Source organism: Sphingomonas sp. CFBP 13728 (assembly GCF_014841895.1).
Classification (GTDB): Bacteria; Pseudomonadota; Alphaproteobacteria; order Sphingomonadales; family Sphingomonadaceae; genus Sphingomonas.
Genome location: NZ_JACYUS010000002.1, coordinates 701,235 through 717,674 on the forward strand (window position 1 = coordinate 701,235; position 16,440 = coordinate 717,674).

The 16,440-nt window shown below is 66.7% G+C and carries 15 protein-coding genes; 9 read left to right on the forward strand and 6 right to left on the reverse strand.

From position 1 onward, the window contains the following. Positions 1–37: 37 nt before the first annotated feature. Positions 38–376, forward strand: coding sequence for an ATP-dependent Clp protease adapter ClpS (gene clpS, locus IFT67_RS12205; RefSeq protein ID WP_192238689.1), 339 nt, complete (start codon positions 38–40; stop codon positions 374–376). Positions 377–522: 146 nt separating this feature from the next. Here clpS and IFT67_RS12210 read toward each other — a convergent pair whose 3' ends face one another. Beyond that, entirely contained in the window at positions 523–1,206 is a 684-nt protein-coding gene (locus IFT67_RS12210) for a Crp/Fnr family transcriptional regulator (protein WP_243643303.1), read from the reverse strand. 251 nt (positions 1,207–1,457) lie between these two features. On the opposite strand from IFT67_RS12210, the gene murA reads away from it, so the two are divergent. Next, positions 1,458–2,741: a UDP-N-acetylglucosamine 1-carboxyvinyltransferase gene (gene murA, locus IFT67_RS12215; RefSeq protein ID WP_056053418.1), complete on the forward strand. Its 1,284-nt coding sequence runs from the start codon at positions 1,458–1,460 to the stop codon at positions 2,739–2,741. A 401-nt stretch (positions 2,742–3,142) separates the two neighbouring features. Here the strand turns inward: murA and phbB are convergent, their stop codons facing one another. From phbB to IFT67_RS12235, 4 genes are all read right to left on the reverse strand, one after another. Then, positions 3,143–3,865 (reverse strand): acetoacetyl-CoA reductase, encoded by a 723-nt coding sequence (gene phbB, locus IFT67_RS12220; protein WP_056066403.1) that lies wholly within the window; start codon positions 3,863–3,865, stop codon positions 3,143–3,145. A gap of 30 nt (positions 3,866–3,895) precedes the next feature. Next, complete coding sequence (hemH, locus tag IFT67_RS12225) at positions 3,896–4,903, reverse strand: ferrochelatase (RefSeq protein WP_192238513.1); 1,008 nt, start codon at positions 4,901–4,903, stop codon at positions 3,896–3,898. Then, on the reverse strand, positions 4,900–7,086 hold the full coding sequence (locus tag IFT67_RS12230) for a xanthine dehydrogenase family protein molybdopterin-binding subunit (protein WP_192238514.1): 2,187 nt from the start codon (positions 7,084–7,086) through the stop codon (positions 4,900–4,902). Before IFT67_RS12230 ends, hemH begins: the two co-directional genes overlap by 4 nt. Positions 7,087–7,245: 159 nt before the next feature. Then, the gene (locus IFT67_RS12235; protein WP_192238515.1) at positions 7,246–8,934 is read right to left on the reverse strand and encodes a class I adenylate-forming enzyme family protein; all 1,689 of its coding nucleotides are present in this window, start codon (positions 8,932–8,934) and stop codon (positions 7,246–7,248) included. A 37-nt stretch (positions 8,935–8,971) separates the two neighbouring features. Between IFT67_RS12235 and lgt the strand changes: the two genes are divergently transcribed. The 6 genes from lgt (at position 8,972) to IFT67_RS12265 (ending at position 14,579) form a co-directional block, all read left to right on the forward strand. Continuing rightward, positions 8,972–9,907, forward strand: coding sequence for a prolipoprotein diacylglyceryl transferase (lgt, locus tag IFT67_RS12240; protein WP_107964191.1), 936 nt, complete (start codon positions 8,972–8,974; stop codon positions 9,905–9,907). Positions 9,908–10,045: 138 nt separating this feature from the next. Next, positions 10,046–11,083, forward strand: coding sequence for a class I SAM-dependent methyltransferase (locus tag IFT67_RS12245; RefSeq protein WP_244647345.1), 1,038 nt, complete (start codon positions 10,046–10,048; stop codon positions 11,081–11,083). Then, the gene (locus IFT67_RS12250; RefSeq protein WP_192238516.1) at positions 11,080–11,592 is read left to right on the forward strand and encodes a GNAT family N-acetyltransferase; all 513 of its coding nucleotides are present in this window, start codon (positions 11,080–11,082) and stop codon (positions 11,590–11,592) included. The genes IFT67_RS12245 and IFT67_RS12250 overlap by 4 nt, the downstream gene beginning before the upstream one ends. A gap of 151 nt (positions 11,593–11,743) precedes the next feature. Next, positions 11,744–12,517 carry a peptidoglycan editing factor PgeF gene (gene pgeF, locus IFT67_RS12255; protein ID WP_192238517.1) on the forward strand — a complete coding sequence of 258 codons (774 nt, stop codon included), beginning with the start codon at positions 11,744–11,746 and terminating at the stop codon, positions 12,515–12,517. Between the two features lie 77 nt (positions 12,518–12,594). Further along, complete coding sequence (locus tag IFT67_RS12260; RefSeq protein WP_192238518.1) at positions 12,595–13,941, forward strand: cystathionine gamma-synthase family protein; 1,347 nt, start codon at positions 12,595–12,597, stop codon at positions 13,939–13,941. A 119-nt stretch (positions 13,942–14,060) separates the two neighbouring features. Then, complete coding sequence (locus tag IFT67_RS12265) at positions 14,061–14,579, forward strand: phosphoribosyltransferase (protein WP_192238519.1); 519 nt, start codon at positions 14,061–14,063, stop codon at positions 14,577–14,579. Between the two features lie 207 nt (positions 14,580–14,786). On the opposite strand, the gene IFT67_RS12270 is transcribed toward IFT67_RS12265, so the two are convergent. Then, a complete protein-coding gene (locus tag IFT67_RS12270; RefSeq protein ID WP_107964196.1) occupies positions 14,787–15,191 on the reverse strand; it encodes a glycine zipper 2TM domain-containing protein in 405 nt (134 codons plus the stop codon). Between the two features lie 156 nt (positions 15,192–15,347). Between IFT67_RS12270 and IFT67_RS12275 the strand changes: the two genes are divergently transcribed. Then, on the forward strand, positions 15,348–16,373 hold the full coding sequence (locus IFT67_RS12275) for an esterase-like activity of phytase family protein (RefSeq protein WP_192238520.1): 1,026 nt from the start codon (positions 15,348–15,350) through the stop codon (positions 16,371–16,373). Positions 16,374–16,440: the final 67 nt, after the last annotated feature.

The window sequence follows — 16,440 nt, forward strand, 5'->3', positions numbered from 1 at the left end:
CCCTGAAATGACGACTCCCCAGCGGACGGGCGAGCAGATGGCCGAGCGCCGCGACGATGGTGGTGAGGACGGTAACGTCGGCACCGGCGCCGGCATCGCGACCAAGACGCGCGCGAAGACCAAACAGCCGACGCCGTACCGCGTGCTGATGCTCAACGACGATTATACGCCGATGGAATTCGTCGTGCTGTGTCTCCAGCGCTTCTTCCGCATGGACATGGAGGCCGCGACTCGCGTGATGCTCCACGTCCACCAGAAGGGCGTCGGGGTGTGTGGTACGTTCAGCTACGAGGTGGCGGAGACGAAGGTGAGCCAGGTGATGGATTTCGCCAAGCAGAACCAGCACCCGCTACAGTGCACGCTCGAGAAGGCTTGAGCTAACCGTCTGCTGATCCTCCCCCGCCAGGGGGAGGTGGCACCGAAGGTGACGGAGGGGGAGGCACGCGCCACCCGACGTTCCTCATCCGCCCCCTCCGTCTGGCAAGAGCCAGCCACCTCCCCCTTGCGGGGGAGGATTGAGAGTTACCGCGCCGGTGGCAACCAGCGGAGGTCAAGCCCTTCGAACCGGTCGATGTAATTTGCCGCCTGCGCGAGTTGCACCTCGTTGAGCAGCGTAACCCGGCCCGTCTCGCGGCGGATCAGGCCATCCTCTTCCAACTGCCGCAGCATCCGGTTGACGTGGACCGCGGTGAGGCCGGTGGCGTCGCCGATCTCCTCCTGCGTCAGGCCGAGCGTGAAGCTGTTGCCCATCGCACGGTCGCGCATCCGCATCCGATTGCGCATCTCGAGCAGCAACGCCGCGATCCGCGCCTTCGCCGAGGTGCGACCGAGTGCGGCGAGCCGGTCGGTCAGCGCGACCTTCTCCATCTGGTTCATCACCATGATCAGCGCCGACAGTCGCGGATGATCGGTGACGAGCCCGGTCATCGCCGAGCGATCGAACGAGCACACCGTGCAGTCGGTCAGCGCGACCACCGTCTCGGGCGAATCGCGGTAGACCAGCGCCGAGACCGCCAGCATGTCGCCGGCATATAGAAAGCGCAAAATCTGGCGGCTGCCGTCGTCGAGCAGCACATAGCTCATCGCCATGCCACGTTGCAGGATGAAGAGTTCGGCCTGCGGATCATTCTCGCGCACGAGGACGGCACCGCGACGCAAGTCCCGCGGGCGCTCCTCCAACCGCGCTAACGCAGCCTTTTCGTTCATCGACAGGTCGATGAGATCGCCGACGCGGTCGGCGAAGCAGCTGTCCGGCACTCTGTAATGGTCCCCAATGTTCAAGAACCACAGAGCAAAGCTAGGATTTCCGCGCATTAAAGTCGATCAAGCGGGGGGTGTTAGCGCTACGGGGGACGCGCACCGATCCCAGCGCGGGACTTATCCCCGGGCAACGTCCGCCTGTCGCCCGATCGATGCGCGGCCCTTGCGCAGAACGCCAGCCGCGATAGACACCCGGGATGGACCGTATTCTCATTCGCGGCGGCAATCGCCTGTCCGGGCGCTTGCCCATCTCCGGCGCGAAGAACGCCGCGCTCACGCTGATGCCGTGCGCGCTGCTGACCGAAGAGCCGCTGACGCTGCGCAATCTGCCGCGACTGGCGGATGTCGACGGCTTTGGCCATCTGCTCAACCAGCTTGGCGCGTCGACAGCGATCCAGGGCACGCGGCCCGAGGATTTCGGCCGGGTGATGACGATCCGCGCGGGTAACCTCACCTCGACCGAGGCGCCCTACGACATCGTACGCAAGATGCGCGCCTCGATCCTGGTGCTCGGGCCGCTGCTCGGGCGCGGCGGCGAGGCGACGGTGTCGCTGCCGGGCGGCTGCGCGATCGGCAATCGCCCGATCGATCTCCACCTGCGCGCTCTGGAAGCGATCGGTGCCGAACTTGAGATGGCCGCGGGCTATGTGAAGGCGATCGCGCCGGGTGGACGCCTGCCGGGCGGCCGCTTCCGCTTCCCGATCGTGTCCGTGGGTGCGACCGAGAACGTCGTGATGGCGGCGGTGCTCGCCAAGGGTACCTCGGTGATCGAGAACGCCGCGCGCGAGCCGGAGATCGTCGATCTGTGCAACTGTCTCGTCGCGATGGGCGCGTCGATCGACGGGATCGGCACCGAGACGCTGACGATCGAAGGCCGCGACCGGCTGCACGGCGCGACCTATGCGGTGATGCCCGACCGGATCGAGGCGGGCAGCTATGCGTGCGCGGCGGCGATCACCGGCGGCGACCTGGAGCTGGTCGGCGTGTCGATCCCGGACATGGGCGCGACGATCGATGCGCTGGTCGAAGCGGGCGTGTCGGTGACGCCGACCAAGGACGGCGTGCGCGTGGCCTCGGACGGCAAGCTGCAACCCCTGACGCTCTCGACCGCGCCCTACCCCGGGTTCGCGACCGACATGCAGGCCCAATTTATGGCAATGCTTTGCATGGCCGACGGCGCCAGCATGCTGACCGAAACGATCTTCGAGAACCGCTACATGCACGTGCCCGAACTGGCACGGATGGGCGCGGACATCCAAGTCCACGGCCGCACCGCGATGGTCCGCGGCGTCGACAAGCTGGTCGGGGCGCAGGTTATGGCGACCGACCTGCGGGCTTCGATGAGCTTGATCCTGGCCGGGTTGGCGGCGGATGGCGAGACGTCTGTGGGACGGGTGTATCACTTGGATCGCGGGTATGAGCGGCTTGAGGAGAAGCTGAGCGCGGTGGGTGCGGATATCGAGCGTGCTAGCGACGGGTGAGGGTTTGCCGTCCTAGTTTGAGCCGGGGTAGCCCTCTCCCCTTCGGGAAGAGGGTTGGGTGAGGGGCAGCCAAGCAATGCTGCGCCTGGAACTGCCCCTCACCCCGACCCTCTCCCCGGAGGGGAGGGAGTAGAGTGCCGGGCGTTTGGCGGTGGCATGCTTGTTCGTCGGGGACGCTGCGGGTTCGGTCTAAGCAGGGCTACACTCCCCAGTTCCCCCGCGAAGGCGGGGGCCCAGGATCAGGCAATGCTGTCCTCGGTAATCCGGCAGACATCTACTCAGCGCCGCCGGCAAAGCCGCCGTCGGACGGGTTCGGCTAGCCGACCCGCCGGCCGTGCCGGGCGCTGCCCGCTTCGCTTTGCTCGCGGTCAACGGCGCGGGCGTTGCCGCACCTGCGCCCGTCAGTACATGTGCTGCCCGCCATTGATGCTCAACGTCGACCCGGTAACGAACCCGCCCTCCTCCGAGCACAGGAACGCCACGCCGCGCGCGATCTCGGTGGCCTGGCCTAGGCGTCCGACCGGGATTTTCGCGACGATCTTCTCCAGCACGTCGGCCGGCACCGCCGCCACCATGTCCGTATCGATATACCCGGGTGCGATCGCGTTGACCGTCACGCCCGCGCGCGCACCCTCTTGCGCCAAGGCTTTCGTGAAGCCGTGGATGCCGGACTTGGCCGCAGCATAGTTCACCTGGCCGTACTGACCGGCTTGGCCGTTGATCGAGCCGATGTTGACGATCCGCCCCCATTTGCGTGTGCGCATGCCGGGGAAGACGGCTTTGGCCATGTTGAAACAACCGCCAAGATTGGTGTCCATCACCTCTTTCCAATCCTGGTACGTCATCTTCAGGATGGTGCCATCGCGGGTGATGCCGGCGTTGTTCACGACGATGTCCACGTCGCCCAGATCGGCGGCGACCTGCGCGCAGCCGGCCTGGCACGCATCATAGTCGGCGACGTCCCACTTGTACGCCTTGATCCCGGTGCGCTCAGTGAATTCGCGCGCGCGGTCGTCGTTGCCGGCATAGGTGGCCGCTACAGTCAGGCCCATGTCCTGTAGCGCGAGACTGATCGCTTCGCCGATTCCGCGCGTACCACCGGTTACAATTGCGACGCGTGCCATCAGTCTCTCTCCTCAGTGTTTTGCCAAAGGCTAGCCAGCCCGCACCCATCCTTCAAGCTCGCGTGCCAAAATGCTGCGCAACATTTCCACGCCGACCGGGCTGTCGTTGAGGCAGGGGAGATAGGCGAAGTGCGTCCCGCCAGCCTCTTCGAAGCTCTCGCGCCCGCGGATCGACAGTTCCTCCAGCGTCTCCAGGCAATCGGCGGAGAAGCCCGGCGCGAAGATCGCGACCTTGGTCTTGCCCGCCTTCGCCAATTCGACGAGCGTCTCGTCGGTCGCCGGCCCCAGCCACTTCTGCGGCCCGAACCGCGACTGGAACGCGATCGTCAACTCGCGCCCCATGCGCTCGCAGAGCAGTCGCGCGGTCTTCTGGCAGTGGCAGTGATACGGATCGCCCTGCTGCAACGTCCGCTTCGGCATCCCGTGGAAGCTGGCCACGATCGCGTCCGGCGTGAAATCGAGCGCGGAGAGCCCTTCTTCGAGCGAGTCCTTCAGCGCGTCGATATAGAGCGTGTCGTCGTAATAAGGCGGCAGCGTACGGATCGCTGGCTGCCAACGAAGCCCGGCGAGGTGCTTGAACGCCTTGTCGTTCGCGGTCGCGGTCGTTGCTGCGCAATATTGCGGGTAGAGCGGCGCGAGCAGGATGCGTTCGCAGCCCGCCGCCTTCATCGCGGTCAGCCGGTCCGAAATCGACGGATTGCCGTAGCGCATCGCCCAGTCGACGAGTACTTCCGGCCCGAACGCATCCTTCAGCGCAGCCGCCTGCAACCGCGTGATCGCGGCAAGCGGCGAGCCGTCCTCGCGCCAGACCTGCGAATAGGCATGCGCGGACTTTTTCGGCCGCGTGTTGAGGATGATGCCGCGAAGGATCGGCTGCCATGCGATCTGCGGGATCTCGACGACACGCGAATCGGACAGGAACTCGCCGAGATAGCGCTTCACCGATTTCGCATCGGGGCCATCGGGGGTGCCGAGGTTCATCAGCAGCACGCCGATCTTGGGTTTCGGAATCGGCGGGTGATCGGGGGGCAGGGTCATGGCGCTGGTCTTAAAGGCAAATTGCGGATGCGGAAGCCCGTTGACGCATAGAGCGCGTTGGCGATCGCGGGCGCGACTGCGGGGACGCCGAGTTCGCCGACGCCGCCGGGCGCTTCGTCGCTGCGGATGACCTCGATGGTGATGTCGGGCGTGTCGGCGAGGCGGGGCAGGCCGATCGTGTCGAACCCGCGCGTGTCGGCGAGGCCGCGGGTGAAACCGGTCGATGCGCCGAGCGCGGCGGCCATACCGAAGATCAGCCCGCCCTCGATCTGCTGGCGAACGATGTCGGGATTGATCTGCGCACCGCAATCGACCGCGGCGACGAGGCGGTCGACCACCGCGCGCTGGTCGGAGCCCATACGCGCCTCCGCCATGACGGCGATGTAGCTGCCGCGGAAGGCGTGGGCGGCGATGCCCTGGCCGCTGCCGGCGACGCCGCCGTCCCAGCCGCCGAGCGCTGCGGCGGTCGAGAGACAGCGCGCGAGTCGCGGTTCGCCGCCGAGCATGGCGATGCGGAACGACATCGGTTCGGACTGCGCGGTGCGCGCGAGTTCGTCGAGGAAGCATTCGGTGAAGAACGCGGTGTAGCCATGCGCGCCGCCGCGGAGGTGGCCGGTAGGGATGCCGATTTCGGCGGGGTGGTGCTCGATCGCATAGGCGGGGATGCGATAGACGGGCGTGGCCCCTGCCACGGCGTAGCGATCGCCTTTGACGCCGATCAGCGCGGCTTCGGTCGCGAGGCCCGGCATCATCCGGCGTGCCGTCTCGGCGCCGGTCGAGGGGGCTGCGATGTTCGCGCTCCAGCCCATGATCGCGCCGTTGGGGGCGAGCCGTGCGGCCATCTTCGCGACGGCGGGTGGGCGGTAGTGATCGTGGAGCGAATCCTCGCCGCGCGACCAGACGAGGCTGACCGGGCGTCTTAGCTTTACCGCGAGCACGGCGGCCTGTTCGGCGACGTCGTGCTCGATCGCGGCGCCGAACGATCCGCCGATCAGCATCGGATGGACGACGACGGCGTCTTCGCTGATGTTCGCTGCGCGCGCTGCAGCCGATCGGGCGAGCCCCGGCGCTTGCGTTGCGAGCCAGAGTTCGAGGCGGCCGTTGGAGAAGGAGGCGGTCGCGCTGCGGGTCTCGATCGCTGCGTGCAGGCCGAGGCCAGCGCGGTAGGTTGCGGTAACGAGCTTGGCGCCTTGGAAGGTCGTGGCGACATCCCCCGCGGACGCCATCTGCGTGCCGGGACGGGATAGTGCGGCGCCGAGTGCTGCGTCGATCGACCTGGTATCGGGGAGGGGGGCGTCGTTCTCGAATCGCGGGGCGAGGGCGTCGAGCGCCTTTTGTGCGGCCCATCCTGTCGTAGCCACGGCCGCCACCCAGCGCGGGTTCTCGACCACCGACAGCACGCCGCGGATGCGGTCGGCGGCGGCGCGGTCGACCCTTGTCAGGCGACCGCCGACCGGGCCCTGACGGATCGCGGCGTGGACCATGTCGGCGAGGCGGACATCGCTCGCGAAATTGGCCGAGCCGTCGACTTTCGACGGGGTGTCGAGGCGGGGGACGGATTTGCCGACCAGCTTGCCCGCGCCCTGGATGCCGAGCGGAAGGGGATCGGGAAGGGTGAACTTCGCGGCCTCCTCGGCGAGTTCGGCGAAGCGGATGCGCTTGGTTTGGTAGGTGCAGAAGCCGGCGTCGACATTGACCTGGGTCCAGTCGGCGTCCCAGCGCTTGGCCGCCGCCATGCAGAGCAGCGCGCGGGCGCCTGCGCCAGCCTGGCGGCAGGCTTGCTCGAACATCCGGATCGAGCTCGATCCGCCGGTGAGCATCGGTGGTTGCGGGGTACCGGCTGCGAGGCGGTCGAACAGGCCTTCGAACAGGTTGTGCGTGCCGATCGGGTTGGCGTAGAGCGGGTTGAGGGGGGCGGGCTCGACGCCGATCGTGCGCCAGTCCGCGCCAAGCTCGTCCGCGACGATCTGGGGGAGGGTCGTGTAGACGCCCTGGCCGTGTTCGACCTGTGGGACGGCGACGGTGACGTGGCCGTCGGTGCCGATCTTGAGCCACGCGCCGAATGGGGTCTCGCCGGGGTTGGCGACGAGGTTTGGGGCGTAGCTGCGCGGCCAGAGACCCCAGGCGACGACAAGGCCGATCCCTGCGCCGCCGCCGACTAAAATCTCACGCCTGCTAATCATGGGGGCGCTCTAATCCTTCTCCCCCACGGGGAGAAGGTGGCGCGGTAGCGTCGGATGAGGGGGAGTGGGTCTCCGGGGCCGTGCCGGGAGCCTCATCGCCCCTCTCCCTTCCGTCGCCAAGTGGCTCCTCCCTCCCTCTCCCCGGAGGGGCGAGGGATATTAGGCCAGCGCTCTATACGTGGCTTTCAGCGACACCTTGTCGATCTTCTCCGTCCCCAGTCTCGGCAACGGTTCCTCCGAAATCCAGATCCGCTGCGGTATCTTGAACGCGGCGATGTGCTGGTGGAGGAACGCGGTCAGGTCGTCCGCGGTCAGCGTCTCGCCGTCCTGTGGCACGACCACCGCACCGGGGACCTCGCCGAAGCGTTCGTCCGCCAGCCCGAACACCGCGGCCTCCGCCACCGCCGGATGTTCGTACAGTGCGGCCTCGACCTCCTGGCACGAGATGTTCTCACCGCCGCGGATGATGATGTCTTTCTTGCGATCGACGATGAACAGATAGCCGTCCTCGTCGAGGTAACCGATATCGCCGGTACGGAAATAGCCGTCCGACGTGAACGCCGCGGCGGTCGCATCCGGACGGTTCCAATATTCCTTGAAGTTGCAGATCGTGCGGATGCAGACCTCGCCGCGCTGACCCTGGTCGACCGGGTGACCGGCATCGTCGAGGATCGAGAGATCGACCAACGGCGCGCCGGGGCGGCCGGCCGAATTGGGTTTGGCGAGGTAGTTGGTTCGCCAGTTGCCGGTGCCGACCGCGTTGGTCTCGGTCAGGCCGTAGCCGATCAGCGGTGCGCTTCCCCCCATTTCCTCGTCGATGCGGCGGACGTGATCGATCGGGCGGGGTGCGCCCCCCGCGGCGAAATCGGTGACGGTCGACAGGTCGTACTTCGCGCGATCGGGGTGGTTGAGGATCTCGAAGCTCATCAAGGGCACACCGACGAAATAGGTGACGCCTTCCGCTTCGATCAGCCGCATTGCCTCGCCTGCATCCCATTTCGGCATCAGCACGAGTTTGCGCCCCATCGCGAAGCTCTGGAGGAAGACCGGCACTTCCCCGGTGATGTGGAACAGCGGGATCGTCAGCAGCGCGACCGGCTGGCCGACCGGCGGATTGCCTTGCGCGGTGGCGATGCCGACCATCATCATGACCTGGCCGAGATAGTTGAAGATGCCCTGCACGACCGCACGGTGTTCGGAGAGCGCACCCTTCGATTGGCCGGTCGAACCCGATGTGAACAGGATCGTCGCATGATCCTCCGGTCCGAGCAGCGGGAGGTCGGCGGTGTGATCGTCCTTTGCGAACACGGCTCCAAGCGCGGCGTCGAGTTCGCGCGAATCGTCGATCTCGACCACCGGCGCGCGTAGGCCCCCGATCTGCGCCAAGCGCTTCACGCGCGGCGGATCGGCGAACACGAGTGCGCAATCGACCTCGCCGATCGCTGTCTCCAGTTCCTCCGACTGCCACCAGCCGTTGAGCAGGGTCGCGACGCCGCCGGCCATGATGATGCCCATGTAGAGGACGACCCACGACGGCGAGTTGCGCATCGCAATGCCGATGCGGTCGCCCTTGGCGAGACCGTAGCCGCCGATGAGGGCGCGGGCGGTGCGCTCGGCGGCGGCGTAGACCTCGCCGAAGGTCAGCCGTTCGGCGCCGGAGACGAGGAAGACGGCGTCGCGGTGCTCGTTGGCGTAGTGCGCGAAATAATAGCTGAGCGCGGGCGGGGCGGCGGCGATCGTCGGCAGCGTGACGCCGAACCGCTCGACCGATCCGAGCGCCAGCATGCCGTCAGGCACGGTCAGCGCGGCCATCGTCGAATCCATAGCTAGGTCTAGCTCGGTCCGCATATCGCTCTCCTACTTGGTCTTATCGTTATCGGCCTTTATGCAGGGGCGAACGCGTGGGGAAAAGCCTTTGATCCTGTCGACCATCACCGCCGCTGCGGGTGCCGTAGCGCCTGCCGTCGGCAGTCACATCCGCTTCGAGGATTTGGGGCTCCACCCCGACGTCTTCTCGATCGGGTTCTTCACGCTGCGTTGGTACAGCCTTGCCTATATCGGCGGGATCCTGCTCGGCTGGTGGTATCTGCTGAAGCTGCTTGCCCAGCCCGGCGCACCGATGGCGCGGCGGCATGCCGACGACCTGGTGTTCTACGCGACGCTCGGCATCATCCTCGGCGGGCGGCTCGGCTATGTAATCTTCTACGCGCCGGAGATGTTCCTGCATCCGCTGCGTATCTTCCGGCTGTGGGACGGCGGCATGTCGTTCCACGGCGGGGTGATCGGCACGTCGATCGGGCTGATCCTGTTTGCGCGGAAGCACCAGCTCAACTGGTTGCGCGTACACGATTATATCGCGTGCTGCGTACCGTTCGGGCTGTTCTTCGGACGGCTGGCGAACTTCGTGAATGGCGAGCTCTGGGGCAAGCCGACCGACGTCGCGTGGGGGATCATCTTCGAGCGCACCGTGCCGTTCGGGATGGTCGAGCCGGCGCGGCACCCGAGCCAGCTGTACGAGGCGGGGCTGGAGGGGATCCTCCTGTTCGCGCTGCTGTGGTTCGCGTTCTGGAAGACCAAGGCGCGGTATGACCCGGGCAAGCTCGTCGGGTTGTTCGTGCTGGGGTACGGGATCGCGCGGTTTACCGTCGAGTTCTTCCGCGAGCCAGATTCGCAGCTGCGGGCGTTTGCCGAGCATACCGGGCTGCACATGGGGCAGTGGCTGTGCGTGCCGATGATCGTCGGTGGCGCGTATCTGGTTGCTACGTCTGCGAAGCGGCGCGTGCGGGTGGAGTCGATCGCGGGGACGGCAAGCGTCGCCTGACCCTTCCTTCGAATAGAAGCACCACCCCGGCGGAGGCCGGGGCCCAAGTGGAACGTCCATAGTGACATGCGTTGCGCGTCGTTACATCGACCTTCCCAATTGGGCCCCGGCCTCCGCCGGGGTGGTAAAGAGTTTTAGATGATGGACACCGCCCTCCCCGAACGCCTCGCCCGCGCGATCGCGCTCGCGGGTCCTATCCCGGTCGCGCAGTATATGGCGGCGGCGAACGCCCACTATTATGCGACGCGGGATCCATTGGGGGCGGGGGGCGACTTCACCACCGCGCCCGAGATCAGCCAGATGTTCGGCGAGCTTATCGGGCTGTGGTGTGCCGATCTTTGGGACCGCGCTGGCCGCCCGGATGTGGCGTGGGTCGAGCTCGGGCCGGGTCGCGGGACTCTGGCCGCCGATGCCGCGCGGGCGATGGCGAAGGCGGGGCTGGAGCCGGCGGTGCATTTCGTCGAGACCAGCCCGGCGCTGCGTGCCGCGCAGGCCGAGCGGGTGCCCGCTGCCACGTGGCACGATGCCATCGACACGCTGCCGACCGATCGTCCGCTGATCGTCGTCGCCAATGAGTTCTTCGATGCGCTGCCGATCCGGCAGTTGGTGAAGCGCGAGCAGTGGCACGAACGCCTGGTCGCGGCGCAGGACCTGCTGTTCCTGCCGATCGCCGGGAAGCCGCTCCCGGATGCGGTCATCCCTGAGCCGTTCCGCGACGCGCCCGCAGGCTCGATCCTCGAAACCTCGCCTGCCGCCGTGAGCATCATCCGCGGTCTCGCCAAGCGGATCGCCGCGCAGGGTGGTGCGCTGATCGCGGTCGACTATGGCTATGAGGGGCCGGCACTCGGCGACACGTTGCAGGCGGTGCGCGGGCATGCGTTCGCCAATCCTTTCGAAGCGCCCGGCGAGCATGACCTGACCGCGCATGTCGACTTCACCACGCTGGCCGCCGCGGCACAGGCCGAGGGCGCGGTGGCGTGGGGACCGGTGACGCAGCGCGACCTGCTCGGTGCGCTCGGGATCGATTCGCGGACGTCGGCACTCGCCAAGGCGTCGCCTGCGCGGGCGGAAGCATTGGCGGCGGATCGGAGGAGGTTGATGGACGATATGGGTACGCTTTTCAAAGCGCTGGCGATCACCGCGCCGACTTGGCCGACCCCGGCGGCGTTTGCATGATCGCCTATCGCGATGCCGTGCCCGCTGATGGCGCAGAACTCGCCGCGATGGCGAAGCGGTCGTTTACCGACACGTTCGGTACGCTGTACCGGCCTGAAAACCTTGCCGCCTTCCTCGACCAGACGTTCGGTGAGACGGGGTTGCCGGCGCAACTGTCCGATCCTGCCTTCACGGTGCGTGTCGCGGTGAACGAGGCCGGTGAGATCGTAGGGTTTGCGAAGATCGGCCCGGTGGCGTTTCCAGGCGACTGGCCGGCGACGGCGATCGAGCTTCACCAGCTTTACGTGCGGGGCGACCAGCATGGTGCGGGTGTCGGCCCTGAGTTGATGGACTGGGCGATCGATGTTGCGCGCGCCGATGGGCGGACGGAAATGATTCTGAGCGTGTATGTGGATAACCACCGGGCGCACCGGTTCTATCAGCGCTACGGCTTCGTCGAGATCGGGCGGTATGTGTTCATGGTTGGGGAGCAGCCTGATGATGACCGGATCATGCGGCTCGTGTTGTGATGGTCGATAGTGCATCGAATCGGTACCACCCCGGCGAAGGCCGGGGCCCAATTGGAAAGGTCGCAGTAACGATGCGCAGTCCCCTGTCGGCAACGTCCCCCAATTGGGCCCCGGCCTTCGCCGGGGTGGAGCTATCGGAGGGGCGGTCGCTATGACCATCGAAGCGATCCGCGCGAAAGCACTTGGTGACATCCCGCATGGCTTTTTCGGCCGGCGTGGCGGCGTCTCGACCGGGGCGTATGCGAGCCTCAACGTTGGCATCGGGTCTGACGACGACCCCGCCGCCATCGCTGAGAACCGCCGCCGCGCCACCGAAGCCGTTCTACCCGGTGCGACACTCGTCGGTCTGTACCAGGTCCATTCCGCCGACGCGGTGACCGTGATCGAGCCGTTCGACGACGCGATCCGTCCGCATGCCGATGCGCTGGTCACCAACCGTCCCGGCCTCGCGCTGGGCATCCTCACCGCGGACTGCGCACCCGTCTTGTTCGCCGACGCGCACGCCGGCGTCATTGCGGCAGCCCATGCCGGCTGGAAGGGCGCGCTGGGGGGCGTCACGGATGCAACGATCCTCGCGATGGAGGCGATCGGTGCGCACCGCGACCGAATCGTCGTCGCCGTCGGGCCGTGCATTGCGCGCGCCAGCTATGAGGTCGACGACGGCTTCATCCGGCGGTTCTGCGAGGCGGATCCGGAGAACGAGCGCTTCTTCGCGGACGGTCGCGCCGTCGAGAACAGGGGCGATCGTTACCAGTTCGACCTGGAGGCCTATGTCGTTAGCCGGCTCGCGGTCGCCGGGATCGGCCGGATCGAGGCACTCGGGCTCGACACGTACACCGACGACGATCGCTTCTTCAGCTATCGGCGCGCGACCCATCGCGGCGAGCCCTCCTATGGGCGTCAGATCAGCATCATCGGCCTGTAACGGCTCCCAAAGCCCTTGCCGGTCGTTTAGGCTCCGCACATCGGCTCGCACAAGACGGGCCACGCAGGAGCATATTGATGTCCGATACCCCCGAAAACGCCGGCGCAGTCCCCGCCGAAACCGAAGCGGACCTGACCGGCGTAGCGGCACGCGTCGCGCCGAAGCCCGAGGTCGAGAAGATCGGCGGGCGCAAGCTGAAGCCGTCGACCTTGATGATGGGGCACGGTTACGATCCCGCGCTGTCGGAAGGCTCGCTGAAGCCGCCGATCTTCCTCACCTCGACCTTCGTGTTTCCCAACGCGGCGGCGGGCAAGCGCCACTTCGAAGGCGTTACGGGCAAGCGTCCGGGCGGGGCCGAGGGGCTCGTCTATTCGCGCTTCAACGGCCCAAACCAGGAGATCCTTGAGGATCGCCTCGGCGTGTGGGAAGAGGCGGAGGACGCACTCGCCTTCTCGTCGGGCATGTCGGCGATCGCGACGCTGTTCCTGGCGATGGTCAAGCCGGGCGACACGATCGTCCATTCGGGACCTTTGTATGCGGCGACCGAGACGCTGATCGGCCGCGTGCTCGGCAAGTTCGGGGTCAAGTGGCTCGACTTTCCGGCGGGTGCGACTCGTGAAGAGATCGATGCGGTGATGACCGAGGCGGCGACCGGCAACGTCGCTTTGATCTATCTGGAAAGCCCGGCGAACCCGACCAACGCGCTGGTCGACGTCGAGGCGGTCGCGGCCAGCCGTGACGCGATCTTCCAGGGCGAGAAGCCGCCGATCGCGATCGACAACACGTTCCTCGGGCCGCTGTGGTTCCAGCCGCTCAAGCATGGCGCGGATATCGTCGTCTACTCGCTGACCAAATATGTCGGCGGGCATTCGGATCTGGTCGCGGGCGGCGTGCTGGGCTCGAAGGAGCACATCAACACGATCCGGACGATGCGGAACACGATCGGGACGATCACCGATCCGAATACGGCGTGGATGCTGTTGCGATCGCTGGAGACTCTCGAACTGCGGATGAGTCGCGCGGGCGAGAATGCCGCGAAGGTCTGCGCTTTTCTCCGCCACCATCCGAAGGTGGAGCGGGTCGCGTATCTGGGCTTCCTTGAGGACGAGCCGGGTATGGAGCGGCAGGCGGATATCTATCGTCGCCATTGCACCGGTGGGGGCTCGACCTTCTCGCTGTATCTCAAGGGTGGCGAGCGCGAGAGCTTCGCGTTCCTCGATGCGCTGAAGATCGCCAAGCTGGCGGTGTCGCTGGGGGGGACCGAGACGTTGGCTAGCCATCCTGCGGGGATGACGCATCTGTCGGTGCCGGATGCGCGGAAGCAGGCGCTGGGGATCACGGACAACCTGGTGCGGATCTCGATCGGGGTAGAGGATCCGGACGATCTGATCGCCGATTTCGAGCAGGCGCTGGAAACGATCTGAGCAATGCTCTCCCGCGAATGCGGGAGTCCGGGGACGCGACGCTGCACGCGCGACCCTGGGCTCCTGTTTTCGCAGGAGAACGTCTAGCTCTCACAACTGCAAGCCGGTACCATGTGAGAATGCCGACCTTCACCCCCATCCCGCAGCACGAGTTCGTCGCTGCCGTGCACATCCTCGCCGCCAAGCTGGTCGAGGATACCGAGTGGAAACCCGATTTCATCATCGGCATCGGTCGCGGTGGGCTGGTGCCGGCGGTATTCCTCAGCCACGCGATCGGCCTGCCGACGCTGTCGGTCGATTATTCGAGCCAGGTGAAGGACTTCGCCGACGAACCGTTGGTGAAGCTCGCCGCGCGGACGCGGGAGGGCGAGCGGCTGCTGTTCGTCGACGATATCAATGATTCGGGGCGGACCATCACGCATCTGCGGGGTGCGCTGGCGGCGGCGGGTGCTGTCGCGGGATCGGTGCGGTTTGCGATGCTGATCGACAACGTCAGTTCGGCCGAGCGGATCGAGTATTGTGCGCGGACGATCGACCGGGCGGTGACGAAGGACTGGTTCGTGTTTCCTTGGGAGGCGGTCGCGCCGGCGGCTGCGATTGCCGAGGATGCGGCCGAAGTGCCTGAGCGCATCGCTTAGGCGGCAAACGAACAAAGGGCCGGCTCCCGTACGGGAAGCCGGCCCTCGCCCTCGATACGCTACGCGAGGGAACTGGGAAACTGGTTGGGTGGCTCAAACGCGCGCGACGTCGGCAAAGCCGTCGTCGGTCGGGTCAGGCTGAGCCTGCCCGCCGTCCGTGCCGGCGGTTGCTCGCTTTCGCGAGCACCGGCCCGGGCTTTGCCGGGCCTAGCGCCGGCAGTACCCCGGATTATCCGACTTATCGATCGCGTTGCCGGCCAGGCCGCCACCGGCTGCACCGAGGACTGCGCCTAGCGTCCGGTCACCACGACCGGCGATGGTGTGACCGAGCAGGCCGCCGGCGAGTGCGCCGATGATCGTGCCGCCGGTGTTGTCGCACCCGCGACGGCTGCGTGCGTTGTAGCGGCGGTCGTTGCCGCGATACTCGCGGTAACCCCGGTCGTCGCCGCGATAGCCACGATCGTAGCCACCGTCGCGGTAGCCGCCACCCTGATAGCCATCGTAGCCACGCTCGTAGCGCGAGCCCCAGCGCTGTGCATCGGCGGCAGCGGGAACGAGGGCGGTCGCACCCAATGCGAGGGCACTGGCGGCGAGTGTAAAAGTCTTGAACATCGTGCGTCTCCCGTTGGGGATTTCGGCGGCGGCGGGGGCCGTGCTTCCATCCTCGATGAGACGCTTATGGGTGATTCGCATTGAGCCGAGCCTGAATGCCTCCGTTATCCGCTGTTCATGCTTCCGCGGATCGTCGGACACCCTATGAGGGACGCGATGCGGCGCCTGATCACTGTCCTGTTCGTCGCCGTGAGCGTCTGCGCGATCGTGCCGACCTGGTCGGGCGAAGCGCGGCTCGACCTGCTCGGCAAGCGCGCGCAACTGACCGCGACGCGCGTGATGCTCGACCGCACCAACCCGCGGCATGTGCGCGTCGACGGGCTCACCTATCTTGGCGGGGTGGCGCTCGGCAGTCGCGATCCGGCGTTCGGGGGATTCTCGTCGCTCGACGTCGCGCCGGCGTCGACCGGCAACCGCTTCACGATGCTGAGCGACGGCGGCAATATCGTCCAGTTCGACATGGGCGCCGACTGGCTCCCGCACCGGGTCGCGTTCGAAAACCTGCCCGCGGGCCCCGGCATAGGCTGGGAGAAACGCGACCGTGACAGCGAATCGATGGCGATCGATCCGGTCACGGGAAAGATCTGGGTCGGCTTCGAGGATGGCAATTCGATCTGGCGCTATGCTGCGGGGTTCGCACGGTACGAGGCGCGGGTGGCGCCCGAGGCGATGCGGAGATGGCCGGCGAATGGCGGGGCCGAATCGATGGCGCGGTTGCCCGGCGGGCGATTCGTCGTGATCAGCGAGGAGGCGCATGTGCGTCGGCCGGACTGGTCCGGGTCGGAAGGGGAGCGGTTGCGCACGCGGCAGGCGCTGATCTTCGCGGGCGATCCGACCGTGGCGGGGGTGCCTGAGCGATTCGCGTACGAACCGTTCGGGCGATACGATCCGTCGGACGTCACTGCGTTGCCGAATGGCGACCTGCTAGTGCTCGATCGTGGTTTTCGGCTGCCGTTTACGTTCTCGGCGCGGATATCACGGGTCGCCGCGCGCGACGTCGCGGCGGGGCGAATCGCGCGCGGCCGGCTGATCGCGACGATCGATGCGCCGCTGATCCACGACAATTTCGAGGGGATCGACACGACGGTCGAGAACGGCGCGACGATCGTGTGGATCGTGTCGGACGACAACCAGATGTTTCTCCAGCGCACGCTGCTGCTGAAGTTCCGGCTGGATCGCTAGCCTTACAAACGCCGACGGCCCGCCCTGCTAGGTGCAGGGCGGGCCGCGGTGATCGCAGTACGACGTC